We start from the raw sequence: 24,823 nt of genomic DNA on the forward strand, positions 1-24,823 counted from the left end.
GGTTATCCGGCCGAGCGCCCCCTGTCGCTCTGGAGTGGGGGCGCTCGGTGTGGCGGTGGGTCAGGGGGTGGCGGCCTGCTCGCTGAAGTGGCGCCGCTCACGGTGCTCGGACTGCTTGCCGCGGTTGAACTGACTGACCGGGCGGTGATAGCCCATCACTCGGGTCCAGACCTCGCAGCGCTGGCGCGCTTCGGTGGGCAGGCTCTCGACGCTATGACGCATGGGATGCTCCTTTTCAGGTTGGTGGTATTGCGGGGAAAGGCCTCAGGCCATGGCGTCGGCCCGAGCATGCTTTGCCAGAAGGGCGTCATCGCACTTCGGGCAGAACTCATGTTCGCCGGCCAGGTAGCCGTGCACCGGGCAGATCGAGAAGGTCGGCGTCACAGTGATATAGGGCAGGCGGAAGCGAGAGAGCGCGCTCTGCACCAGCTTGCGGCAGGCCGCCGGTGAGGAAAGCCGCTCCCCCATGTAGAGGTGCAGCACGGTGCCGCCGGTGTAGCGGGTCTGCAGCGGGTCCTGGTGCAGCAGCGCCTCGAAGGGGTCGTCGGTATAGCCCACCGGCAGCTGGCTGGAGTTGGTGTAGTAGGGAGAGTCCGGCGTGCCCGCCTGGAGGATGTCGGGGTAGCGCTTCTGGTCCTCCTTGGCGAAGCGGTAGGTGGTGCCCTCCGCCGGGGTCGCCTCCAGATTGTAGAGGTGGCCGGTGGCCGCCTGGAACTCACGCATCCGCTCGCGCACGTGCTCCAGCAGCTCGATGGCCAGCTGCTGCCCCTCGGGGTTGGCGATATCGAAACGGTCCTCGAAGAAGTTGCGCACCATCTCGTTGAGGCCGTTCACCCCTAGGGTGGAGAAGTGGTTGCGCAGGGTGCCGAGGTAGCGGCGGCTGTAGGGGTAGAGGCCGTCGTCCATCCAGCCCTGGATGCAGCCGCGCTTGATCTCCAGGCTGTCGCGGCCGAGCGCGAGCAGCCGGTCCAGCTCCTGGAAGAGCCCCGTGCGGTCGCCGGCGAAGCGGTAGCCCAGGCGCGCGCAGTTGATGGTCACCACGCCCAGCGAGCCGGTCTGCTCGGCGCTGCCGAACAGGCCGTTGCCGCGCTTGAGCAGCTCGCTGAGGTCGAGCTGCAGCCGGCAGCACATGGAGCGCACCATGTGGGGCTCCAGGTCCGAGTTGAGGAAGTTCTGGAAGTAGGGCAGCCCCGTACTTGCGGTGGTGAGCGCGAAGAGCCGCTCGGCGTTGTCGCTCTCCCAGGGGAAGTCCGGGGTGATGTTGTAGGTGGGGATCGGGAAGGTGAACACCCGCCCCTGGCAGTCTCCCTCCTCCATCACCTCCAAGTAGGCGCGGTTGAGCAGGTCCATCTCGGCCTGCAGCTCGCCGTAGGTGAAGGGCTGCTCCTCGCCGCCGATGATCGGCACCTGGTCGCGCAGGTCCGCCGGGCAGGTCCAGTCGAAGGTGAGGTTGGTGAAGGGGGTCTGGCTGCCCCAGCGCGACGGCACGTTGAGGTTGTAGATGAACTCCTGCACCGCCTGCTTCACCGCCGGGTAGTCGAGGGCGTCACGGCGCACGAAGGGGGCCAGGTAGGTATCGAAGGAGCTGAACGCCTGGGCGCCGGCCCACTCGTTCTGCAGGGTGCCGAGGAAGTTGACCATCTGCCCCAGGGCGCTGGTGAGGTGCCGGGGCGGCGCGCTCTCCGCCCGGCCCGGCACGCCGTTGAAGCCCTCGATCAGCAGCTGGCGCAGCGACCAGCCTGCGCAGTAGCCGCTGAGCATGTCCAGGTCGTGGATATGCAGGTCGCCCTCCCGGTGGGCCTCGCCTACCGCGGCGGGATAGACTTCATCCAGCCAGTAGTTGGCGATCAGCTTGCCCGAGGCATTGAGGATCAGCCCGCCCAGGGAGTAGCCCTGGTTGGCGTTGGCGTTGACGCGCCAGTCGGCGCGCTGCAGGTATTCATTGACCGTCGAAGCGACGTTGACGGCGCCGGTCGGCTGGCGTTGCATGGGTGTTCCCTCACTGACCGATTATCTATATATGGTGCCTTTTCTTCTATCAGGCACCATATGTTGTGCCAGAGAAGGGTAGACACCCGGGCGAGACGGGGAAATGATCCAGGTCAGGAAAAGGGCGAAGGAGGGATCAGCATGCATATGGGGATTCTCACGCTGCACATCTCGCTGCCCGGCTGCCGCTCGCTGAAGGAGAAGCGCCAGCGCATGGGCGGCCTGCACGAGCGCTTCGGGCGCAACCCGGCGGTGGCGGTTTGCGAGAGCGGCGAGCACGACCGGCTGGAGGCCAGCGAATGGACCTTCGTGGCGGTGGCCAACGAGGGCCCCAGGGTGGAGGCGCTGCTCGGCGAGATCGAGGACAAGGTCCAGCGCAGCGTGGATGGCCGGGTGATGGAGGCGACCCGGGAAATACTGCAGGGCGGCCCGTAACGCCCGCCCTCCAACGCCAAGACACACACAGTTGCCAAGATCACCAGGAGAAACGAATGACGGATAACGAAGCCGGAGCGGCGCGCAGCCTGCTGATCACCGGCTGCTCCAGCGGGATCGGCCACGCCGCGGCCCACGCCATGGCGGCGCGGGGCTGGCGGGTGTTTGCCACCGCCAGAAAGGAGGCGGACGTGGCCCGGCTGAAGGGGGAGGGCCTGGAGGCGCTGGCGCTGGACCTGGACAGCAGCGCCTCCATCGAGGCGGCGGTGGCCGATATCGCGGAGCGCACCGGCGGGCGGCTGACGGCGCTCTTCAACAACGGCGCCTACGGCCAGCCCGGGGCGGTGGAGGATCTCTCCCGGGAGACGCTGAGGCAGCAGCTCGAGACCAACCTGCTCGGCACCCACGAGCTCACCACCCGGGTGCTGCCGATGATGCGCGCCCAGGGGCACGGGCGCATCGTGCAGAACAGCTCGGTGCTGGGGTTCGCCGCCCTGCCCTACCGCGGCGCCTACATCTGCTCCAAGTTCGCCCTGGAGGGGCTCACCGATACCCTGCGCCAGGAGCTTTCGGGCAGCGGCATCCACGTCAGCCTGATCCAGCCCGGCCCCATCACCAGCCGCTTTCGCGAGAACGCCCACCGCGCCTTCCGGGCCCATATCGATACCGAGCGCAGCGCCCATGCCGAGACCTACCGCAAGGTGGAGGCGCGGCTGGCCAGCACCGAGGGCAAGGCCGCCTTCACCCTGGGCCCGGAGGCTGTGGTGGCCAAGCTGATCCACGCCCTGGAGCACCCGCGCCCCAGGCCCCGCTATGCGGTCACCCTGCCCACCCATCTCTTCGCCGCCCTGAAGCGGGTGCTGAGCACCCGGGGCATGGACCGGGTGCTGCTGCGCTCGACCCGGGCCGAGCGGGAGTAGCCGAGGGGCGCACCCGCACGAGTGCCGCCAGCGCTGAGCTCAGCGGGCAGCAGGCCCTGACTCGCAGAGCGGCGCCAGCGCCATGATCTGCGTGCGCAGCGCCAGCTTCTCTTTGGCGAGTCCCTCACGCCAGGCGCTCCTTTCGCCCTCCAGCGCCCCATCGCTGGCGAGAGAAGGGGCGCTGGCGAAGAAGGCCACGATCCAAGCCTGGCGGGTGCAGAGGTCCTGAAACTCGCCGAGCAGGGTCTGGCGCTGCTTGAGCCCCTTGAGGAAACGGCGGTGGCGCTTCGGATCCAGCTCGGCCAGGTAACGGATGCGCTTCACCGCCTTGCGCAGGTCGTGGAAGGCCTCGTCGGGGGCGTCAGGCGTGAGGGCGGCCAGGTCGCTATCGTGGCCTGCGATGCGCTCGTCCAGCACCGCCGCGACCCGCGCCGCAGAGAGCCGGGCAAGCGCCTGCCGAAAGCCGTCGCCGTCGAGGAACGCCTGCCAGGCCTGCATGTCGGCAGCGTAGTCGGGCTGGCCCAGCTGCCGGCAGAGGCGTTCGTGCTGTTCCCGGGCCCGCTCGTTCAGCCAGGCGTGAAGCGCCCGTCGAGTGCTCGCCTGAAGCGGCGGCGGCGCCTGCGCCAGGCTCTCCAGGAAGACATCGAGGTCGCGCAGGTCACTGGTGGCCTGGGCACGCTGCTTGAGCGCCTTCAGCCGCTTCTTTAGCCCGGGCGCCTTCCCGTTCCCGGCTTGCCGGACGGTGGCCAGCACGGCCTCGCCGATCGCCCGGCTGCGGCGCAGGTTGACGCGGTACTGGTGCAGGAACTCGGGATCGATGCCTGCCATCACGCCGGGCTCCAGGGCCCGAACCAGACGATAGAGATGGCCGAGCTGCCCCTGGAGGCGGCCGGCCAGGTCGGCCTTGCGCAGCTCCGGGGGCGCGGGCGCCCGGCGCTGGAAGAGCGCATGGCTGGCCTGCTCCGGGGTCAGGCACGCCAGCCGCTCGGCGGTGTGCCTCGCAAGCGCCTGCCAGGTCTCGCCGGGCAGGCTGAGGTGCAGCAGTCCGCCGGTGGGAAGGGAATCGGGCGCCACGGGGCTGAGCCAGCGGGCCAACTCCAGCAGCACCGGGTTGTGACCCACCACCAGCACCCGCCGGTTGCCCTCGGGTAACGTCTGCAGCCAGTCGCGCAGCGCTTCACCGTCGAAGGTGTAGAGCGCCTCGCCGAAGCGGGCCACCGAGCCCAGGGTGCCCTCGGGCAGCGCCGCGGCCATCGCCTCGAGGGTCTCCCGGGTGCGCCGGGCCGGGCTCGAGACCACTTCGCCCTCGAACGCCCCCCAGCGCATCAGCGCCGGCGCCATGGCCACCGCCTGGCCCGGGCGCCGGCCTCGCTGGCTCAGGGGCCGTTCGGCGTCGGGCAGCTCGCTGCCCCCGCGTTTCGCCTTGGCATGACGCAGCAGATAGAGCTCCAGCATGGGGGACTCCGCCGTGTGAAATCCCTTTCAGCTTAGTCCTCCGGCCGCGACGCGCTCAGTCGCTGGAGCGCGCCAGGGACACGACCATCGCCGGCGAAGCGCCTCCAGCAGACGGTGAATCTCCGCAAAGTCCATCCAGCAGCGAGAGCTTCCCTGTCTCTGTGGGCCGGGCCCGGACTCGGTGAAACGAAACGCTGGTCTCGTCTATGCTGCATCAGTCACGTCAGACTCGACGGAGGGCATCATGAAGGTATATGCGTTGCGGGGTGTGCGTTACCTGGGCCTGCTGCTGCTGGCACTTGCCAGCCCGGTGCTGGCCACCGAGGTCAACTGGCCACGCATGGCCGACTCGGCGGACGGGGTACCGATTGCCTACGAGGTGCAGGGCAGCGGCGAGCCGACGCTCGTCTTCATCCATGGCTGGAGCGGCGATGGCCGCTACTGGCGCGGGCAAGTGCCGCACTTTTCGCAGCGCCATCGCGTGGTGACGGTCGATCTTGCGGGGCACGGCCACTCTGGCCTGGGGCGTGATTCCTACACCCTGCCAGCCTTCGGAGAGGACGTGAAGGCGGTGTTGGACGACCTGGACGTGGCGCAAGCGATCCTTATCGGACACTCCATGGGCGGGCCGGTCAGCGTGGAAGCGGCACGCCTGGTGCCGGAACGCGTCATCGGCATCATCGGCGTCGACACCTTCCACGACATGGTCGCGGAGATCAGCCAGGAGCAGCGCGACGAGCTGCTGGAACCGCTTCAGGATGACTTTGCCTCGGCCGCACGCCAGTTCGTGGCGTCGATGTTCATCGATAGCACCGATGCCAAGCTGCGCGAGTGGGTAATGCATGACATGGCGGCCGCACCGCCCGAGGTGGCTATCAGCGCCATGGAAGACATGCTGTCACGGCATGCCGATGGTGAGGCGACAAGGCATTTCGAGGAGCTGACGATACCGGTGGTGGCGATCAATGCCGACCTGTGGCCAACCGACGTCGACGCCAACCGGCAGCTGTTGCCGGAGTTCGAGGCCGTGATCATGGAAGAGGCCGATCACTTCCTGCACATGGCCAAGCCGGAGGCCTTCAACCGTGAGCTGGAACGAGTGATCGGCACACCACCATGATGCCGCTGCTCGAATCCGATGCTGCCAGGCCCCGACCAACCAGAAAGATCATGCCGGCCATCCCGGCACTTAGCAGCAAAAACGACCAGAACCCCAATCTTGAAAAGCTGATCTCCCCGCCAGGCACGGACGGCATGTATATACTTCTTGCTTTGAATAGTTGCTGCATGAACGCTCACGAGGGCCTACCCGGCCCGAGTGTGATTCGGCGCCCTACCCCGGCGCCCCGATCAAGGAGATACACCATGTCCCCTGCCCCCCTGACCCTGATGGTGGCCCGACGCGTCTCCCGCGGCCGCTACACCGATTTCACCGCCTGGCTGGAGGAAGGCCGCGCGCTGGCCGCCGACTTCAGCGGCTACCTGGGCTCCGGCGTGCTGGCCCCGCCGCCCGGTGACGACGAGTACCAGATCATCTTCCGCTTCCGCGATGCCGACACCCTGGCCGCCTGGGAGCACTCCGCCTCGCGCCGCGCCTGGCTGGCCCGCGGCGAAGGGCTCTTCGTCGCACCGCACGAGCATCGCGCCACCGGCCTGGACGGCTGGTTCCAGGACGCCACCGGCCAGGCGCCGCCCCGCTGGAAGCAGGCCATCGCCATCTGGCTCGCCTTCTTTCCGGTGTCGCTGCTCTTTCAGGCGCTGTTCGGGGGCCTGCTGGCGGGGCTACCGCTGCTTCCCAAGGTGCTGGTCAGCACCCTCGCGCTCACCCCGGTGATGGTGTTCCTGTTCATCCCGCTCTCCATGCGCCTGCTCGGCCCCTGGCTGCGCGGCGAGGTCTCCATGCTGGCGCGTCTGAGCCGGCGGATGCACCAGCGCGGGGCGTAAGAACCGCCACACTTGTCGAACACGCCTGGCGCGCACACACTATGCGCATGCCCGCTGCGAGGCCATTGACATGACCCAGCCCTACGACACTCAAGCTCCCAAGAAGGCCACCAACGTCAGCATCAACAGCGACCTGCTCCAGCAGGCCCGGCGCCTGGGCATAAACCTTTCTGCCACTTTCGAGAGCGCGCTGTCGGACAAGGTACGTGCGGAGCAGCGCGAACGGTGGCAACGGGAGAACACCGACGCCATCCGCGCCTACAACCAGTTCGCGGAGGAAAACGGCACCTTCGGTGACGGCGAGCGGACATTCTGATGGCGCAGTTCCACGCCAAGGAAGCGTCTCGGTAAGGCGGTACATGATCTCGGCCTCTATCGTGACCGGATCATTGCCGCCGTCGATTTCCTGGTGACAGGTATCTGACCCGGGCAGCGGGCTTCACCATGGCCGCCCTACCGGCCCACCCCCAGATACTTCACCCTGCGGTAGAGCCCGGCGATAGCACCGCCGCCCAGCATCATGCAGAGGCCCGCGACCACCACGACCAGGGCGTCATAGGCCACGACGCCGGAAGTCGAGTAGGCCCCCACCAGCATGCCGAGGTGGCGCACCACCAGAGTGACACCGATCAGGAAGGTGCCGGCACGCACCAGGTCGTCGTCCGGGATGCGGCCGCTCGCCCCATCACTCACTCCCCCAGCGCCATGCAGCCGCTCCGCCAGGCGGCCGGCGAAGCACCACAGCAACACGCCGCCCCCCATGGGCACCGCCACCGTGGCGATCAGCACCGGCAGCAGCTCGGCTGACCAGAACTCTCCCAGGTGGGGGCCCAGCAGCGCCGGCAGCACCGCGAACAGCGTATTCAGGAAGAGATAGAGACCCAGCAGCCGGATCATCAGGACGGAAAAGGGTTTCATAGGGCCTCCCGGGAAACCATCAGTTCGCCTGGCAGGTGCAGCGCCCCGCTTCCCACTATCACTGCCTCTCCTGCAATGCGGATCGAAAGATCGTTTTCGATGCGATCGGCCTCGGCAAGGATGCGGCTAGGGCGACCCATCTCGATGCCCTGCTCGATCTGCCATTGCCATCGGCCAACTCCCTTGCTCTGGGCCAGATACCCTGCCAGGGCCGCCGCCGCACTGCCAGTCGCCGGGTCCTCACGCATGCCGCCCGGGGTGGAAAACATTCGGGCTCTCACGGCGCGTGATGCACCAGCCTCCTTGACGACCACATAGAGATAGGCCTGATCGTGGCCGCTGGGTGATACCCATTCCGCCCAGGCAGTCGGCCAGGGCCGTGCCTTCGCCAAGGCCTCCTGTGAGGAGAGCTCGATCCGGTGATAAGGCAGCCCACAGGAAGCGAGAACCGGCTCACCAAGGACCTGATGCGCCTCCAGCCCCAGCAGTTCAGCGGCAGAGGCCTGGGTCAAGGTGCTCGCCAGGATGCTGACGGATTCTGCCGTGGTCAGGCGAGCCAACGCCTGATCGAACTCTACGAGCAATGAGCCAACGCCGGCCTCGAGAATCAGCGGACACTCTCGCTCGGCCATACCTAGATGAAGCAGAAGATGAGCGGTGCCTATCACCGGATGGCCCGCGAAGGGCAGCTCCCTCGTCGGCGTGAAGATGCGGATGGGATAGCGATGCTGGCCGGTCGCCTCACTGACGAACACCGTCTCGGAGAGGTTCAGCTCGTTGGCGATAGCCTGCATCATGCCGTCATCCAGCCCCTTTGCCCGGGGGAATACCGCCAGCGGGTTGCCGGCAAAGGCTCGGTCGGTGAAGACATCGAGCAGAAAGTAGTCAACCCGCCTTATTCATGAGGGCGCTGGCTGAGTGGATTGTCAGCCCTCGCTGCCAACACCAGCCCACCGGCACCGCGTTGGCAGCATGAGAACCCGCTGTTATATGCAAAAAAGCGCAAACTTTAGTTCTTCTTATAGCCTACAGGAATGTATTGCCCTCATCCGTGCAGCCGTCACCGTCAGCCGAAGTGGGGCTGCTTGGCGCAGGGATCGGTGGTGGTATCGCCGACGAGTCAGCCTAGCGCGGTCAGTTTCGGTAGCCCCTTCAGCAAGGCAGGCCACCATTTGTCAGCCGCATCGCCGAGGTGAACGGTGATGCGCCGGGCGTGCAGCTTCAGCGTGGCTGCGACCTTGAGTACCTGCTCGCGCAGCCGGCTCAGGCTCCAGCCCTGTCGGGTCTGACGCACCAGCAAGCAGCGCAGGCCATGCAGGACCTGATACGCGTAGAGGCTCAGCAGTAGGCTCACCTCGTTGCGGGCCATGACATCCTGGACCTGGACCGTGGAGGCACCACGATCCGTCGACGACAGGTGCACATCCAGCGCCGACTTCACCTCGCCCATGTGGGCCTCGGCGCTCCCGCGCTTGCGATAGAGCGCCAGGACCTTCTCCGGCGGCCAGTCGAACTTGCCGAGGTTGGTGACCAGGAAGAATGCATGCAGCAGCAGGTCATCGGGGCGCTCCTGCACGACCAGCACGACGCGCCGTGGTGCCGGCCAGGAACCGGCTTGGTACTCAAGGTCATGGCACCATTCTCGAGGCTGTTCAGGCGGTCGGCCGCGGGGCCGCTTCAGGTAGGGCGCCGCCAATTTTTGCAGGCCCTTGTGGCTGCGTAACCGGCCCAGATACTCGATGTCGCGCTCTTCCAGCGCCTCCAGCGTGTCGTTGTCGGTGAATCCGGCATCGATGCGCACCCGAACCTGGGCGCCAGTGCTCTCGTTGAGCCGCGTCACCAGATGGGGGATCCATGTATCGGCATTCTCAGCCGGGCCGGCGTTGCCCTCGCGTAGCAGGCCACCGACCATGTCGCCTGTTTCGGCCAGCGAGGCGACCAGCGGCGAGTAGATGCGGGTACCGTAAAGGCCATGGTAGGCCGAGCCACCTTGGTGACCGTGGACCTCGATCGGCAGGCCGTCGATGTCCAGCGTCAGCTGCTTGGGGCGCTCGCCGTTCTTCAGCGAGGTCAGGCGCCAGAGCACCAGCCGCAGCAGGCCTTCGTGCACGACATCGATGTTGTCGTTGTGCCCCAGGCAGGTCAGCAGCCGGGACAACGTGGCTTGAGACGGCCGCTCCTGTGCCAGTGGTGTCACCCCGCGCGCATCGCTGCAGGCCAGCTGCCAGAGCGGATCACGGCGCAGCATGTCGGTATCGCTGAGATCGATCCAGCCCATCGCCCGCTGCAGCACCAGAGTGCGTATCTGGCTGGTCAGCGAGTGGCGAATGCGCAGCGGATGACGCGCATCGACCAGGTTGTCGCCGAGCGCCTCGATCACGCCGCTACTGTCGAGGGCTTCGCGCAGCAACAAAGCGCCGCTGTCGCTGGTGGTGCGGTGGCCGCTCAGCTCGACACGGACAGAGCCGTTGCACGAGGGCGTCCAGGTGGATAGGCTTTCACCCATAGCGGATGGCTCCCTTGGATCAGGTTCTTGGCGGAACACACTGAATTTTCAAGAGGATACCATCCGCTATCTTCGTTTTCAGGCCGGTCTCATGAATAAGGCGGGGTCAATCATGCGGCCCCACCCGAGGCCCGATCAAACTCTCCCTGAACCCCTCTCTCGCATCACTGATAAAAGAAAGCAGCTGATCTTCTGGAACATGAACCACGGCAATACCCTGCCTCTTCGCCTCGGCGACAATTGACGACGCCGGCCACTCCTTGGGAACGAAAAGCTTCTTGGGCCAGCGTTTCTTATGGGCCTTGGCCTGCTTCAACAAGCGCCGGGATTCCAGCTTTCCCGGCCCCTCACCCCGACCCGTTGCCGGCACCGGCCTGGAACTTAGGAGAAAACAGCTTGCGGCATCCATGAACGCGAAAATATCGAAATCACCATCTTGCTCCGTATGGACTGGCCACTCGTTCAGCCTGAAGGCGATCCAGGCCTCATTGACTTGAAACTGATCCGGATTCAGCATTACGCCTCCTGATTCTCATGACGCCAGGCTCGTTCCAGCAAGTGGCGTGGACTCTCTCTTTTCGGCTTATCACCCTGCCATTCTCACGGTCTAGTCTGAATATCTCATGGCGGTTTCCAGCGTAACGCACAGGGAGTCAAGCTCTTCCTGCAATGCCGGACTCCCGACCTCTTTTATTGACCTGCTCAGGTCTCCGACCAGCATTTCGAGCCAAAACCTTTCAATCATCAGCCGATGAAAACCTGCCTTTCCTGCCACCGCTTCAAAGGCGGGGGCCTGGTCCGGGAACGGATACCCATACCGCAGAATCAGGTTCGCCTCTCTCCCCGAAATTTCAATCTCAACGTCATCCGACAATCTGGGTCCCTCCCATTTTATAGAACCAGATGGAAACAGGGGTACGCCCCCGATTTTTCTCATGGCGGAAAGGCCTCATTCAGCCACTTGATGAAGTTGCGCTTCTGCCTGAATTCGGTACGCAACTCTTCCAGCGCCGCGGCAAATGCCCGGTGCTGTTCCAGCGTTTCGAGCGTGCCATGCAGCTCACGAAGCTGCGCGATGGCGCTGCGGTAGCTTCGGTTGTCGGCGTTGCGCACTTCGCTGCGGGCCAGGCGAAGATAGAGCGGCAGGCTCTGGTCGGGGTTGCCCAGCTGCTGGGCCAGCCTCAGCAGCAGGCCAGCCGCCACCGGCCGGTCAGAGCTGAATGCCAGCGCCTCCTCCAGGCGGTGCTCGTAGAGGTAGATCTCCAGCAGGCTATTGACCACCTGGGGCGCATAGCCCCAGGGCGCCTCGGGCGCCTTGTCGATCTCCTTCTTAAGCCAATCGTGGACGCGCTGGCGATAATCGGTGGCCAGGCCATACTCATCGGCCAGCTCGAGCAGATGCCGATAATCCTCCAGCTGCTGCGTCTGCTGATAGATCTGCCACTGGAGCTGCCCCGCCTTTTCGGCTTCGCCGCGATGCAGCAGCAGGCGTATCTGCAGCCGCTCGCGCTCGCGCCGCCAGTGCGGGTAGCGCTCGTCCTCGGCCCTGGCCGCCCGGGCGAGCCACAGCTCCACCTGGTCCCAGGCGTCATGCGCGATGCACAGCTCGGCAATCTTCAGGTAGTCCTGCACCTCGGTGGCGCTCTTCTGATGCAGCGCCAGGATGGTGGCGACATCGCCACTCGCCTCGGCGCGCTTCAGCAGGGGCTCGCGCAGCCGCTCATAGTGGAACTTCTTGGACCAGCTCGCCTTGGCGGTCAGGCTCGGCAAGGCGTCCCAGACCCGCTGCAGCAGGGTCAGGTAGGCGTCCATTCCCTCGCTGCCCAGGGCCTCGGCGTAGGCATCGGGAATCTTCGGGTAGAAATCATGACTATCCCCGAAGGCGATCTCATAGAGGTGGGCCGCCAGCGTCTCGGCGGACCAATCGAGCCTTTGTGCGGCCTGCACGTGCAGCTTCTGCAGCGTCTCTTCGCAGTGGAAGCGGAAGCCGCCGGAATCGTCGATGGTCTCGAGCGCTCGGGCCAGGCGCGACAGGGCGTACTCCACCAGGGTCAGGCAGGTATCAGGCGGCAACTGCGGCGCCTGCTCGGCAAGCTGGTCGACCACGGCCTCCGCCTTGGCGAAATAGGGCCGCACCTGGCCGTAGCGATGCAGGTGGCGCTTTAGCGGAAAGGCCGCGGTGATGCGCTTCTTCAGCGCCTTGTGATCGAGCACGCCGAGCACCGCATCGGCACGCAGCGACCACTGATGCCGCCGCACCGGGTCCTCCTCGATCAGTTCGGCCAGCGCCTCCACCAGCGAGTCCTTGTCCAACTGCTGCAGATAGGCGAGCAGGCGGCCTCTCTCTCCCCCCGTCATCAAGCGCTGCTGCTCCGCCTGCTCCGCCCGATAGGCCAGGGCAGTGGCCACGCAGTGCTTGCAGAAATCGATGCCCTCGGAGGCCGGGCAGTCACAGCCGCCCTCCAGGCCACGGGGATTGAGCCGCAGGGTCACCCGATAGCTTTCGCTGCCCGCGACCTGGGCGGTGACGGTATTCCCCTGCCGGTTCCAGCCCAGCACCTGGCCCTGCCGGAAATAGGCCACGCCGCGCTCGAAGGCGGCCTCGCCGGCGAGCCGCACGAGCTGCTCGTCGGCAAGCAGTGCCGTCTCGTTGTGTCGCGTCATGATGTCACCGTTGCCTTCCTGCCGCCCCGCCGTGTCTTGGCCGGCTTCTGCTTCGCCTTTTCCGCCTTGATCCGTTCCAGCAGCGCCTCGGCGGAGTGCTCGCCGCTGATCAGCTCGGGGTTTTCGGCACGCCATTCGGCGGTCAGCTCGCCGCGGAAGGCCTTGGCAAGAATGGACTGGGTCAGCTTGTCGACACGGGTCTGGGCGTTAGCGACCTGCTGCTCGATCTGATCGGCGAAGGCGAAGAGCTGGTCGACGCGGCGGACGATTTCGGCTTGCTCTTCAATCGGTGGCAGCAACATCGGGTATGCGGCCACCTTTTTTGCATTGATATTTGACTGGCTGACACCGTCAGACTTCACCAATTTACAGTAGCGCCTGGCACGCGGACTATTTAGGTGATAGTTCAAGTAATCGGGAACCAACCGACTCTTGGACCGAAGGCAAATCAGATAACCCGCATAAACTGCTTCCCTTCCACCTCTATAGATCGACGTCTTACCCACCAGATCAGGGCTATTCGTCCTATTGAACAGCACATCCCCCTTCTTCAACGTGTATTTTTCAATCTCTGAAGGATCCGAAGTATAGACAAGATCGCCCCAGTCAATCTCACCTTGCTGAAGATTCCCCATTCTCAGCACTGGAACATCGCCATGTTTCTGTGATTTTGAAGACGTTCCGTACCTAGGCTTTTCGATCACGTCTCCCAGATAAACATCCTCCCACCCCGTAAGTTCGGGAGCCCCACGCCAGCCATCAGTCAGGCTCCCACTCACCGCTGCCGCCAGCACGGACTGCCGAAAGCGTTTGAGGATAGCGGGAATGGCATCCAGGCGGGTTTTCAGGTTATTGACCTGAGCCAGCAGCTCATCCAGCTTATCGGCGATAAGCTTTTGCTCTTCTTTCGGCATCAATGGGAAAGAATAGCTGGCAATAAAATCCTTTGGCACCCGCTTATGCCCGACAGAACCGGACATATTCAGCTCACCATTATTAAGAAAATCTTTCGTTCTGACAAATGCCAACAGCAGCCTAGGATCTACAACCTCTGCGCGGGGCCTGAGGACATGATACTCGGTGCTACCAGCCCCCCAACCGCAAGGAAATCCTTCGACAACGGTAGCCTTTCCGTTCTCGAAGCAGGGGGTAATCTTAGCGAATAGCACGTCGCCGTCCTTGAACTGGGTATACCCCTTCTTCACGGCTTCCCACTTTCGAGTCTCGAACTCTGGCTTTTCGTGAAAAGTGGTCGGCACACCCGTCATGGGCATGAACCCGACTTCAAGCTCATCATCCAGCTTTTGCTTGGGATTGAGTTCGCACAGCTCACCCAGAGTCGTGCTCACCCACCCCTCCGGCAATACCCGCTCGCTCATGCCTTACCCCCATCGCTTGCGGCGTCATCCCCAAGCCCCAGCGCGTCGGCCAGCAGCCGCTTCTGTGCTGCAGCCTCGTCCTGGCTGCCGAGGGCGGCCATCAGGCCATCGAGTTCGCGCAGGGCCTCGGTGAGCTCGCTCATGGCTTCGGCGGCGAGCACGTCGGGCTCGGGCAGGTTCTCGGCGGCGAGGCTGTCGGCGTCCTTGAGCCAGGTGATATCCAGAGAATCGCCCTTGGTGTCGCGAATCCACTCGCGGCTGAACTTGCGCCAGCGCGAGGTCTGCAGCCGCTTTTCCATAACGACGGCCACCCCCGCATTGGCATCGTCGGCAGCGGAGGCACTCTCTTCAACACTCGCAGTTTCGATCTGTTCGGCGCCGAAGCTCCAGTCGCCCTCCTTCCGGGCGGCCAGCTGCTCGCCCAGGGCGTCGCTGCCCGTGGGGCTGTAGCACTGTTCGAAGGGCTTGAGGTGGGCCTCGGTGAAGGGGGTGCGCTTGCCGAAGCTCGGCATGTTGGTGCGCAGGTCATAGACCCAGAGGTTGTCGGTGCAGCCCTCGTCCTGGTGCGGGTTCTTGGCGGTGCCGCGGGTGAAGAAGAGCACGTTGGTCTTCACGCCCTGGGCGTAGAAGATGCCGGTGGGCAACCGCAGCAGGGTGTGCAGGTGGCACTTCTCCATCAGGTCGCGACGGATCTCGGTGCCCTGCCCCGCCTCGAACAGCACGTTGTCGGGCAGCACCACGGCGGCGCGGCCGCCGGGCTTGAGCCCGCGGTAGATATGCTGCAGGAAGGCGAGCTGCTTGTTGCTGGTGCGGTAGGTGAGGTCGTCGCGGGTGATGCTGGCCTCGCCGCCCTTGGCGGTGCCGAAGGGCGGATTGGCGAGGATCACGTCGGCGCGGGGCAGCGCCTTGCCGGCCTCGCCCAGGGCGTTGCCCAGGTGCACCACGCCCTCGTCATCGCCCTCCATGCCGTGCAGCAGGCAGTTCATCAGCGCCAGGCGCCGGGTGCCAGGCACCAGCTCGATGCCGACGAAGGCCTTGAGCTTCTGGAAGGCCTGGGCCCTGGCATCGAGATCGAAGTGATCATCGGTCTGCTGCTTGATGTAGGCATCGGCCGCGATCAGAAAGCCCGCGGTGCCGGCGGCGGGGTCCTGGATCACTTCGCCGGGCCGGGGGCGCAGGCAGCGCACCATGGCGTTGATCAGCGCGCGGGGCGTGAAGTACTGGCCGGCGCCGGACTTGGTCTCGTTGGCGTTCTTCTCCAGCAGCCCCTCGTAGAGGTCGCCCAGGCCATCCTTCTGGGCACTGAACCAGTCGATGCGGTCCAGGTCGCGGATCAGCTGCTCCAGGTGGCGCGGCTCGCGCAGGCGGGTCTGGGCGTCGGCGTAGATGGCGGCAATCAGCCGGTCGCTGCTCTTGGAGAGGTCGAGCAGCATCTGCTTGTAGTAGTTGAGCAGGGAAAGACCCGAGCGGCCGGTGAGGTCCGGCCAACGGGCGCCCTCGGGCAAGGCGTGGGCGTTGAGCAGCCCGGCCTGGGTGTTCTCGTACTCCATCTTGATGAACAGCAGCAGCACCAGCTCGGTGACGTAGTCGGAGTAGTTGATGCCGTCGTCGCGCAGCACGTCGCAGAGGTTCCACAGCTTCTGGACGATGTCGTTCTGGGTCATGAGGGGTCCTGATTGAGTATGTCGATGTAGGCCCGGTAGGCGAAGATCCGGTTGCGTTTCTGGCCGGTCAGCTCATGGACGATGCCAAGGGTGTCTTCGAGAGGGGTCAGCACACGCCCTACGGTGGCCGGCGTCAGCCCGGTGCGTTCACTCAAGTGGGCGACATTGGCGATGGGCTGCTGGAAGAGCGCGTCGAGCAGCAGCCCCGCCGAGCCGGCCTGGCGACCCAGCTCGCCGAGGCGCGCCTTGTCCTGCTCGCGCAGCTGGTTGAGCCGCCGAGCCGTTGCAACTGCCTGATTGGCAGTCTCGGCCACGGCGTCCACGAAGAACAGCAGCCAGGCCTCCCAGTCGCCGGTGACCCGTACCTGCTGCAGACGCTCGTAGTAGACCTGGCGATGCTTCTTGAAGAACACCGACAGGTATAGCAGGGGCTCGCTGAGGATGCCCGCTTCCACCAGGATCAGCGGAATCAGCAGACGACCCAGGCGCCCGTTGCCATCCATGAAGGGGTGGATGGTCTCGAACTGCACGTGGGTCAGGGCGGCCTTGATCAGTGGGTCGGTGGCCTCGGGCATGTCGTTGATGAAGCGCTCCAGCGCCGCCCAGCACTCGGCCAGCCGATGAGGCGGCGGCGGCACGAAGACCGCCTCATCGGGGCGGTGCCCCCCGAGCCACACCTGGTTGCTGCGAAACTCCCCTGGCATCCGATTGATGCCACGTCCGGACGTCATCAGCGTCGTGTGCATTTCCATCGCCACGCGATGGCTGATGGGGAAGCCCTCTCGGATGCGCTGCACGCCCAGCATCAGCGCATTCACGTAGCAGGAGACTTCCTGCACGTCGTCCATGGGTACGCCCGGCATACCCTCCATCTCGTAGAGCATCAGGTCGCTGAGCGAGGACTGGGTGCCCTCGATCTGCGACGACATGACGGCTTCCTTGCGTACATAGCTGTAGAGGAAGAGTGAGGCGTCGGGCAGCAGGGTGCTGATGGCGTCGAGACGGCCCAGCGCCAGCATCGCCTGATTGATGCGTCCCTGCAGCTTGCCGTCGAGCGCCAGCGCCGGCCGTGGCGGCAGCGGGTCGGGGATGAACGCCTGGCAGCGCACGCCGCCAGCGATGCTCTCCTCGTAGTGGCCTGTGAGTCCGCGTTCCATGGGGGCTCCCTCTCACCGCTCGAAAGCGGGCCTGGGTAAAATAGCGTCGCGCCTTATTTTAAGTTACGCCTGAAATTAAAATAAGGCCTGCCGCTATTTTACCTTCTCGCCGCTCTACGGGGGCCGTCGTGGCGATGGCATCGACATATCCAGGGGACCTGTCGAAAAAAACGGCTTTCTTGAACATGTCCTCGAGACATGTCGACGCCATCGACATGTCCGCGCAACCTGTCGAAAAAATCGCATTTCTTGAACATGTCAGCTCGCCTCCCAGAGGGCATCGTTGAGGGCCTCGAGGACCTCGTCGAGGTGATGGTCGAGCACGGCATCCAGGCGCTGGATGCCCCCCTGCTCGGCGAAGCGCTGGTGAATGAAGTCGCGGTCGAGCACCACTTCGTGGGTGAGCTGCTTGGCCAGGCGGTCGAGCCACTTGCGCTGGGCGGGTGTCCAGCTATGCAGGGCGTAGATGCGCTGCATGGCGTCGCGCACCCGCTGCTCGAAGGGCACCAGCGCCTCGCCCAGGGCGGCACGGCGGATATGGCCGACGATGCTGGCAGCGATCTCCTGGTTGGTGGTGTTACGCCAGGCGCTCTCCAGCCGGGCCTCGCTGTAGCCGGCGCCGTCGAGCAGCAGGCGCACCTCCTTCAAGGTCTCGCGGGTGAGGTCCCGGGGGCGATTGACCACCACGCCCAGCGCCACCGAGTCGTTGAGCCGCTCGCATATGAAGGCCTCGAAGCTCTCCAGGTAGTCGGCGGGCTTCTCGTGCACCCCGTAGCTCTGGGTGCGGCCCAGCAGCTCGTCGCTGCCTTCATAGATCAGCGGCAGACGCTCGCTGCCGAGCAGCGTCTTCACCTCGGCCACCTGGCCAAGCAGGCCGGCATGCTGGTGCAGGAAGCTGGCCGCGGCCCGGGGGCCCAGCTCGCGCAGGTGCTGGTGGAGCTTCTCCGGCGCCACGCCCCAGCTCTGCTCGAGGCTCTCCAGCTGCTGGCGCAGGTCGTCGCGCCCTTCGGCGTGCTTGGTAGCCTTGCGCATCACTCGCATCAGCATCTGGCTGTACTGGTCGAGGACGTCATCGGCGTGGCTCTCCCCGGCCGCCTGGCCGGGGGCCTCCAGGGCCCGCGCCAGCTGCGCCGGGTCGCTGAGCTCCTCGTGCAGCTGCTCCAGTGTCACGCCGGGGTCCTTGACCAGCGGCTGCATGGTGTTGACCTCGGCGAGCGCCGCATAGAGGTCCACCGGATCGTAGATGGTGAACACCGTCTTGCCGATCTCGTCGCAGCGGCGGGTGGCGCGGCCGATCATCTGCTCATAGAGGATGCGCGACTTCACCCGGCGCAGGAACACCAGGTGGCAGATGCGCGGCACGTCGATGCCGGTGGTGAGCAGGTCCACGGTAATGGCGATATTGGGGTACTTGTCGTTCTTGTAGCGGCGGATCAGGTCGTCGACCTTGTCCGCCTTGCCGGTGATCTTGGCCACCGCGGCCTGGCGGTAGGCCTCGCCGTAGTGGGCGTGGAAGGCCTCGTCGAGCAGGCGCTTGACCATGTCGGCGTGCAGGTCGGTGGCGCAGAAGATCAGCGTCTTCTCCTCGCCGAAGGGGTCGAGCTCCCGGGCCAGCTGTTCGCAGATCACACGGTTGAACTCCGGCGCGATCACCCGCCGGTTGAAGGCCTCGATCTCGAAGTCGAGCTCGTCCTCCAGCTCGGCGCTCTCCACCTCGCCGGTGCGGGAATCGATCAGGCTGACCGTCTCGCCCTTCGCGAAGTGGATGCCCTTCTGGCTGAGCAGGGTCTCGTAGCGGATCGGCGGCTCGTGGTCGATCAGCCAGTCGTCGGCCACCGCCTCCCGGTAGGAGTAGGTGAAGACCGGCCGGCCAAAGATCTCGCTGGTGTGCTTGGCCGGTGTGGCGGTGAGCCCGATGCGCACGGCGTCGAAGTGGTCGAGCACGCGGCGGTAGCGGGAGAGATACTGGCCGGCGTCGCGGGTGGCCAGCTCCCCCTCGGTCATCTCCTGATCCAGGGTGTAGCCGCGGTGGGCCTCGTCCACGATGATGCAATCGTAGGCGTCCACCGGCGGCGGGGCGTCGGCCATGAAGAGCCGCCGCGCCATAGCCTGCACCGTGGCGACCTGCACCCGGGTCTCGGCCTCGGCGGCCATGTCGCCCAGGGTGGCGACGTTGTAGATCTGTGAAAGCGTGTGATTCTGCTCCAGCGGCGCCTCGTCGAAGGCGTCCTGGGCCTGCTGGCCCAGGGCGGTGCGATCCACCAGGAAGAGCACGCGGCGAAAGCGCTCGGTCTTCAGGAATCGGTAGATCAGGCCAATGATGGTGCGAGTCTTGCCGGTGCCGGTGGCCATGGCCAGCAGCGCACGGGGCGCGCCCTCTTCCAGGGCGGCCTCCACGGCACGGATGGCGTTCTCCTGATAGTCGCGCAGGCGCAGGTAGCCGAAGTCCTCCTCGCGCAGGCGCTGCTCGGCAAGGGCACGGCTGCGCTTGAGGCGGTCGAGCAGGCCCTCGGGGCTGTGGAAGTGCGGCAGCGCCCGGGCCAGGTTGCCGGGTTCGCGCACGTCGCGGAACCAGATGCCGGACTTCTCGGCCAGCTGCGGCAGATAGGGCCGGCCGTTGCACGAGAAGACGAAGGGCACATGAAAATGGCCCTCGGCGTCGTCGGGCCAGGCGACGGTGCGCCCCTCCTCCTCCCACGCCGGGGTGATGCCGCCGGCAAAGCCGCGCCGATCGAAGCCGCGGGCGTAACGCTCCGCCTGGGCGAGCTTGCCGGCCACGTCGATATTCTGGCGCTTGGCCTCCACCACGCCGATAGGCACCAGCCCATGGAACAGCACGTAGTCGGCGCGCTGGCCGTTGGGCAGCTCCCACTCGGCGATGGCGAGGGTCCGGTCGGCCTCCGGGCGCACGCCCTTCTGCCAGGTGAGTTCCAGGGTATCGGCCTCCCAGCCGGCCTCCTGGAGCTGCTGGTCGATCAGCAGGCGGGTGAGCTCTTCATCCAGACCCAGTTGGGCGTTGAGCGCGCGGTCGGCCTGACCGACCCGCTGGCGCAGCGCCCGGGGCGGCTCGCTCTCGGCCCCCGTGCGAGCCTGCTCGGCCAGGCGCCGCTGGAACTCCCGCTCGCGGCGTTCGAGTTCCGCCTGCTGGGCCCGCGACTGCTCGGCCAGGGCGCGGGCCTCCTCGTCCATGGCCTCGGCAAGCTCGGCGTACTCCTGCTTCTCGCGGGCTTCCAGCTCGGCCAGCTGGCGCTGGGCATCGGCCTGCTCGGTGGCAGTGACCAGCTCGCCCTGCAGGCGCGCCATCTGGGCCTGGAGCTCGCGCAGCTCGCGGCTGGGGTCTTCCGGTGGACGAAAGGCGCCGGGCTTGAAGTCGGGGTCAGCGAAGGCGCGATGAAACCAGACCGCCAGGCTGCGGGCGACCTTGAGTCCCTGGATCGCCTCGCGGTGCTGGGTGCGGAACTGGTGGGTGGCGCGGTTGCCTTCGATGCGCAGGGTGTGGAAGAGCTCACGCACGGTGGGGTCGAGCCCCAGGGCGCTGTCGATGCGGTAAAGGAGGTCGCGCTGGCCGGTACGCTCGTCCACTCCGATGCCCAGACGGGCAGCGATGTCCTGGGCCATGGCCTCGCCGAGCTGGCGCAGCTTGATCAGGGTGGTGTTGGGATCGTGACTGAAGGCGCGCTCGGCGCTGGCGGCGAGCTCGAGAAAGACCGGGTCGTGGCCGGTCAGAAAGGCGAAGTTGCCGCCGGCATCCTGCCCGGCGCTGCCGCCATCCCCGCGGCCTGGTGGTCCCTGCATAGGTGGTACCCGTTCCCGGTTTGCCTGAGCGTGACTCCCCCGCTCTCCCGGCAGGGTGGGTCCGACATATCCTTAGCCTGCCACTATTTCGGGGAGGGGGCCAGCGCCGGGCTGCCGGCGGTCTTGCGCACCAGAGCCATGGCGGCCTCCAGCTCGCGGGCGTTCTCCTCGAAGCGCTGCCGGCTCAGGGTCCAGCCCTGGGTGAGGTGCTCGCGCAGCACCCGGGTCGCCCACTGGCGGAAGCGGGTGCCTTGTGGAGACTTGACCCGATACCCCACCGAAATGATGACATCCAGATTGTAGTGCTCAATGCTCCGAGAGACCTTTCGCGCGCCCTCCTGCCGAACTATCCGGAATTTCCGGATAGTTGAATCACGCTCCAGCTCTCCTTCGGAATAGACGTTCAGCAGATGCTCATTAACGGTGCGGACATCCTTACCGAATAGCTCAGCCATCTGCCTTTGCGTCAGCCAGACGGTGCCCTGCTCCACGTCCAGCCGCACCTCGACCTGCTGATCGGCCTCTTGATAGATGACGATGGGTGCCTGGCTACTGGTGTTCATATCCTGCTCCCTGAAGCTGCGGCCTACCCCTGCCTGAACTTGCCGATGGCCGTCCCGGCTGGCGGTCCCTGGCAATGCGTTCTGTGGATGCTACGCCGCGGTGTTGATGTGCGCCAATCACCGACGATGCCCCGCACCACCCGCTTCATCATCAAAAAGCCCGGCACGCTGGCCGGGCTTGCTACCTTCAGGGGCGGACGCCGACTCAGCCGAGCCGGTCGTGGCCGTTATCGAGGAAGGGATAGTCGGTGTAGCCAGCCTCGGCACCACCGTAGAAGGTGCTATGGTCGGGCTCGTTGAGGGCGGCCCCCAGGCGGAAGCGCTCGGGCAGGTCGGGGTTGGCGATGAAGGGGCGGCCGAAGGCCACGGCGTCGGCGGTGTTGTCATCCAGGCGGGCCTGGGCGCGCTCGGCGTCGTAGTTGCCGCAGTAGATCAGCCCGCCCTTGAAGCGCTCGCGCATCTGCTCACGGAAGCCCTCGGGGAAGGTAATGTCACCACCGGCCCAGTTGGGCTCGTTGAAGTGGAGGTAGGCCAGGCCGCGACGGTTGAGCTCGTCGGCGAGGTACAGGGCCATCGCCTCGGGCTCCTCGTCGGTGAGGCCGAACAACTCGATGAAGGGGGTCAGGCGGATGCCGACCCGCTCGGGCCCGAACACCTCGGCCACGGCGTCGACCACCTCCAGCGGGAAGCGCGCCCGGTTCTCGATGGAGCCGCCGTACTGGTCGGTGCGCCGGTTGGTGCCGGTGGCGAGGAACTGGTTGAGCAGGTAGGCGTTGGCGGCGTGGACCTCGACCATGTCGAAGCCGGCACGCTTGGCGCGCTGCGCAGCCTGGCGGTAGTCCTCGACGATGCCGGGGATCTCGTCGGTCTCAAGCGCCCGCGGCGTGCTGGTGGGGTGCGGCCCCGCCGTGCCGTCCTCGAACTCGACGAAGCATTCCGCCCCCTCGGCCTTGAGGGCGCTCGGTGCCACGGGCTGCTGGCCGTCGGGCTGGACCATCTCGTGGGAGACACGGCCGACGTGCCACAGCTGCAGGGCGATGCGCCCGCCCTTGGCATGCACCGCCTCGACGACGCCCTTCCAGCCGGCTTCCTGCGCGTCGGTCCAGATCCCCGGCGTGTAGACGTAGCCGCGGGCGGTGGGCGAGATATTGGTGGCCTCGCTGATGATCAGCCCGGCGCTGGCGCGCTGGCCATAGTAGATCTGCTGCAACCTGCCGGGAACGCTGTCCGGCGTGCGCGAGCGGGTCAGCGGCGCCATGATCACGCGGTTGGGCAGGCTGAGGCTGCCCAGCTGCAGCGGGGTGAAGAGCCCGGGGTTGGAGAAGGATGTATCCGGCATCAAGACGCCTCCAGATGAAGAGTGAATGGACGGGTATCCGTCGTCGCCCGACATCTTAAGCCTGTTAATGACTGCTGTCAGAAAGAGTGACGGCATCGACCGGATAGTCTGGGGCTATGACGCCCAGGCCGCCGGCCTGCCCCGCGGGCGTGATAGGATTTCCCGAAACGTGACCAAGGAGCGCGCCATGACCGCCGCCGAGATGCTCGACCGCCTGGTGGGCTTCCCCACCGTCTCCCGGGATTCCAACCTCGACCTGATCGCCTTCGTGGAGGCCTTCCTCGACGAGCACGGCGTGCCCCACTGGCGGGTGGAGAGCGACGATGGCAGGAAGGCCAACCTGCTGGCGCGCATCGGCCCGGAGGTGGTCGATGGTGTGGTGCTCTCCGGCCATACCGACGTGGTGCCGGTGGACGGCCAGCCCTGGTCCACCGATCCCTTCACCCTGATCGACAAGGGCGACGGCCGCCTCTACGGCCGCGGCACCTGCGACATGAAGGGCTTCATCGCCTGCGCCCTGGCCGAGGTGCCTCGCTGGGTGACCCTCGACCTCAAGACGCCCATCTGGCTGGCGCTCTCCTACGACGAGGAGGTGGGCTGCATCGGCGCGCCGCGCATGATCGAGCGGCTGATGGCCGAGCACCCACGGCCCGCCGCGGTGATCGTCGGCGAGCCGACCATGATGCACCCGGTGGTGGCCCACAAGGGGGCCACCAATCTGCGTACCACCGTGACCGGGCGCGCGAGCCACTCCAGCCAGGTCAACCAGGGGGTCTCGGCGATCCACGTGGCGGCCCGGCTGGTCACCTACATCGAGGAGGTGATGGCCGAGCTGCGCGCCGAAGGGCGGGTGGACGAGGCCTTCAACGTGGTGCACTCGAGCCTGCACGTAGGCAAGATCGCCGGCGGCACGGCCATCAACATCATGGCCCGGGAGTGCACCTTCGAGTGGGAGATCCGTCACCTGCCGTCGGACCGCTTCGAGGAGCTGCTGGGCCGGGTCAACGCCCGGGCCGCCGAGCTCGAGGCCGAGATGCAGAGCCGCGCCCCGGAGGCGAGCATCGTCACCCAGACGCTCAACGAGACGGTGCCGGCGCTGGCCGACGACAACAACGCCGAGGTGCTGGCGCTGTGCCATGCGCTGCTGGGCGAGCGCCCCGCCGGCGCGGTGGCCTACGCCACCGAGGCGGGCCAGTTCCAGCGCAAGGGCCTGCCCACGGTGATCTGCGGCCCGGGCAGCATCGGCCAGGCCCATCAACCCGACGAATACATCGACATCGAGCAGCTCGAGGCCGGCGCGGCGTTCATGACCGCCCTGGGCGAGCGGCTGCGCCGCGCCTGATTTAGAAAGAGGATACCCCCTATGCCCCGACTGCTGATCGTCAAGACCGGTGACGCCTTCCCCGAGGTGGTGGAGGCCCACGGCGACTTCGAGGCGCTGTTCCAGCAGGTGCTCGCCGCCGCCGGCTTCGACGCCGCGGTGTTCGACGCCCGCCACGAGCCGCTGCCCGCCCTCGAGGAGATCGACGGCCTCTATATCACCGGCTCCCACGCCATGGTCAGCGACGCCGAGCCCTGGAGCGAGGCGCTGAAGCCCTGGCTGGTGGAGGCGCGCGAGCGCAACACGGCCATGCTCGGGGTCTGCTACGGCCACCAGCTGATGGCCGCGGCGTTCGGCGGGGTAAGCGACTACCATCCGGCGGGACGCGAGTCCGGCACCCATGAGGTGACGCTCACCGAGGCGGGCCGCGCGGACGCCCTGCTCGGCCAGCTGCCGGAGCGCTTCCCGGCCCAGCTGACCCATGCCCAGGCGGTGCTCGAGGCGCCGGAAGACGCCGTGGTGCTGGCCCGCAACGCCCACGACGCCCATCAGGCGCTGCGCTACGGGCCACGCCAGTGGAGCGTGCAGTTCCACCCGGAGTTCACCCCCGAGGTGATGCGCGCCTACCTGGCCCGCCAGGTCGCGGCGCTGCGCGACCAGGGCCAGGACCCGGAGGCGCTGCTGGCCGGCGTCGGCGCCACCCCCGAGGCCGGCTCGCTGCTGGCGCGCGTCGCCGAGGCGGTGGCAGGGGAGCCGTCGCGCCGAGACTGAACT

The 24,823-nt window shown here is 66.2% G+C and carries 20 protein-coding genes and 1 pseudogene; 7 read left to right on the forward strand and 14 right to left on the reverse strand.

All coding sequences use genetic code 11. The features are described 5' to 3' along the window. Positions 1-60: 60 nt before the first annotated feature. Positions 61-1,989: pseudogene (locus B6N23_RS05785) on the reverse strand (ribonucleoside triphosphate reductase). A 141-nt stretch (positions 1,990-2,130) separates the two neighbouring features. Here B6N23_RS05785 and B6N23_RS05790 point away from each other — a divergent pair. Both B6N23_RS05790 and B6N23_RS05795 read left to right on the forward strand, forming a co-directional pair. Next, the gene (locus tag B6N23_RS05790) at positions 2,131-2,424 is read left to right on the forward strand and encodes a DUF503 domain-containing protein (RefSeq protein ID WP_305502732.1); all 294 of its coding nucleotides are present in this window, start codon (positions 2,131-2,133) and stop codon (positions 2,422-2,424) included. A 56-nt stretch (positions 2,425-2,480) separates the two neighbouring features. Then, on the forward strand, positions 2,481-3,344 hold the full coding sequence (locus tag B6N23_RS05795) for an SDR family oxidoreductase (RefSeq protein ID WP_305502735.1): 864 nt from the start codon (positions 2,481-2,483) through the stop codon (positions 3,342-3,344). A gap of 39 nt (positions 3,345-3,383) precedes the next feature. Here the strand turns inward: B6N23_RS05795 and B6N23_RS05800 are convergent, their stop codons facing one another. Then, on the reverse strand, positions 3,384-4,799 hold the full coding sequence (locus tag B6N23_RS05800; RefSeq protein ID WP_305502737.1) for a CHAD domain-containing protein: 1,416 nt from the start codon (positions 4,797-4,799) through the stop codon (positions 3,384-3,386). A gap of 244 nt (positions 4,800-5,043) precedes the next feature. Here B6N23_RS05800 and B6N23_RS05805 point away from each other — a divergent pair, with 244 nt between their 5' ends. The 3 genes from B6N23_RS05805 to B6N23_RS05815 all read left to right on the forward strand — a co-directional run bounded on the left by B6N23_RS05805 (position 5,044) and on the right by B6N23_RS05815 (position 7,059). After that, the gene (locus B6N23_RS05805) at positions 5,044-5,919 is read left to right on the forward strand and encodes an alpha/beta fold hydrolase (protein WP_305502739.1); all 876 of its coding nucleotides are present in this window, start codon (positions 5,044-5,046) and stop codon (positions 5,917-5,919) included. A 245-nt stretch (positions 5,920-6,164) separates the two neighbouring features. Next, positions 6,165-6,743 carry an antibiotic biosynthesis monooxygenase gene (locus B6N23_RS05810; RefSeq protein WP_305502741.1) on the forward strand — a complete coding sequence of 193 codons (579 nt, stop codon included), beginning with the start codon at positions 6,165-6,167 and terminating at the stop codon, positions 6,741-6,743. A gap of 70 nt (positions 6,744-6,813) precedes the next feature. Next, complete coding sequence (locus B6N23_RS05815; RefSeq protein WP_169957701.1) at positions 6,814-7,059, forward strand: type II toxin-antitoxin system CcdA family antitoxin; 246 nt, start codon at positions 6,814-6,816, stop codon at positions 7,057-7,059. Between the two features lie 137 nt (positions 7,060-7,196). On the opposite strand, the gene B6N23_RS05820 is transcribed toward B6N23_RS05815, so the two are convergent. From B6N23_RS05820 to B6N23_RS05875, 12 genes are all read right to left on the reverse strand, one after another. Further along, the gene (locus B6N23_RS05820; protein WP_305502751.1) at positions 7,197-7,661 is read right to left on the reverse strand and encodes a hypothetical protein; all 465 of its coding nucleotides are present in this window, start codon (positions 7,659-7,661) and stop codon (positions 7,197-7,199) included. Beyond that, positions 7,658-8,560, reverse strand: coding sequence for a PhzF family phenazine biosynthesis protein (locus B6N23_RS05825; RefSeq protein WP_305503717.1), 903 nt, complete (start codon positions 8,558-8,560; stop codon positions 7,658-7,660). The genes B6N23_RS05820 and B6N23_RS05825 overlap by 4 nt, the downstream gene beginning before the upstream one ends. Before the next feature lie 221 nt (positions 8,561-8,781). After that, positions 8,782-10,206: an IS1380 family transposase gene (locus B6N23_RS05830; protein ID WP_305502757.1), complete on the reverse strand. Its 1,425-nt coding sequence runs from the start codon at positions 10,204-10,206 to the stop codon at positions 8,782-8,784. Positions 10,207-10,273: 67 nt separating this feature from the next. Further along, positions 10,274-10,684: a hypothetical protein gene (locus B6N23_RS05835; RefSeq protein WP_305502759.1), complete on the reverse strand. Its 411-nt coding sequence runs from the start codon at positions 10,682-10,684 to the stop codon at positions 10,274-10,276. 90 nt (positions 10,685-10,774) lie between these two features. Then, the gene (locus tag B6N23_RS05840) at positions 10,775-11,041 is read right to left on the reverse strand and encodes a hypothetical protein (RefSeq protein ID WP_305502761.1); all 267 of its coding nucleotides are present in this window, start codon (positions 11,039-11,041) and stop codon (positions 10,775-10,777) included. Positions 11,042-11,100: 59 nt separating this feature from the next. After that, on the reverse strand, positions 11,101-12,831 hold the full coding sequence (locus B6N23_RS05845; protein WP_305502763.1) for an SWIM zinc finger family protein: 1,731 nt from the start codon (positions 12,829-12,831) through the stop codon (positions 11,101-11,103). Then, positions 12,828-14,210 (reverse strand): restriction endonuclease subunit S, encoded by a 1,383-nt coding sequence (locus B6N23_RS05850; protein WP_305502765.1) that lies wholly within the window; start codon positions 14,208-14,210, stop codon positions 12,828-12,830. The genes B6N23_RS05845 and B6N23_RS05850 overlap by 4 nt, the downstream gene beginning before the upstream one ends. After that, the gene (locus B6N23_RS05855) at positions 14,207-15,874 is read right to left on the reverse strand and encodes a class I SAM-dependent DNA methyltransferase (protein ID WP_305502767.1); all 1,668 of its coding nucleotides are present in this window, start codon (positions 15,872-15,874) and stop codon (positions 14,207-14,209) included. Before B6N23_RS05855 ends, B6N23_RS05850 begins: the two co-directional genes overlap by 4 nt. Then, complete coding sequence (locus B6N23_RS05860) at positions 15,871-17,031, reverse strand: Fic family protein (RefSeq protein WP_305502770.1); 1,161 nt, start codon at positions 17,029-17,031, stop codon at positions 15,871-15,873. The genes B6N23_RS05855 and B6N23_RS05860 overlap by 4 nt, the downstream gene beginning before the upstream one ends. Before the next feature lie 258 nt (positions 17,032-17,289). Then, positions 17,290-20,826 carry a type I restriction-modification system endonuclease gene (gene hsdR, locus B6N23_RS05865; protein ID WP_305502772.1) on the reverse strand — a complete coding sequence of 1,179 codons (3,537 nt, stop codon included), beginning with the start codon at positions 20,824-20,826 and terminating at the stop codon, positions 17,290-17,292. 83 nt (positions 20,827-20,909) lie between these two features. Then, positions 20,910-21,389 carry a virulence RhuM family protein gene (locus B6N23_RS05870; protein WP_305502775.1) on the reverse strand — a complete coding sequence of 160 codons (480 nt, stop codon included), beginning with the start codon at positions 21,387-21,389 and terminating at the stop codon, positions 20,910-20,912. Positions 21,390-21,594: 205 nt separating this feature from the next. Then, positions 21,595-22,728 carry an alkene reductase gene (locus tag B6N23_RS05875; protein ID WP_305502777.1) on the reverse strand — a complete coding sequence of 378 codons (1,134 nt, stop codon included), beginning with the start codon at positions 22,726-22,728 and terminating at the stop codon, positions 21,595-21,597. Between the two features lie 187 nt (positions 22,729-22,915). Between B6N23_RS05875 and argE the strand changes: the two genes are divergently transcribed. Both argE and B6N23_RS05885 read left to right on the forward strand, forming a co-directional pair. Next, positions 22,916-24,070 (forward strand): acetylornithine deacetylase, encoded by a 1,155-nt coding sequence (gene argE, locus B6N23_RS05880; protein ID WP_305502779.1) that lies wholly within the window; start codon positions 22,916-22,918, stop codon positions 24,068-24,070. 21 nt (positions 24,071-24,091) lie between these two features. Beyond that, on the forward strand, positions 24,092-24,820 hold the full coding sequence (locus B6N23_RS05885; protein ID WP_305502781.1) for a glutamine amidotransferase: 729 nt from the start codon (positions 24,092-24,094) through the stop codon (positions 24,818-24,820). Positions 24,821-24,823 lie beyond the last annotated feature (3 nt).

This window comes from Halomonas alkalicola, assembly GCF_030704205.1.
In the GTDB taxonomy this organism is placed as follows: Bacteria; Pseudomonadota; Gammaproteobacteria; order Pseudomonadales; family Halomonadaceae; genus Halomonas; species Halomonas alkalicola.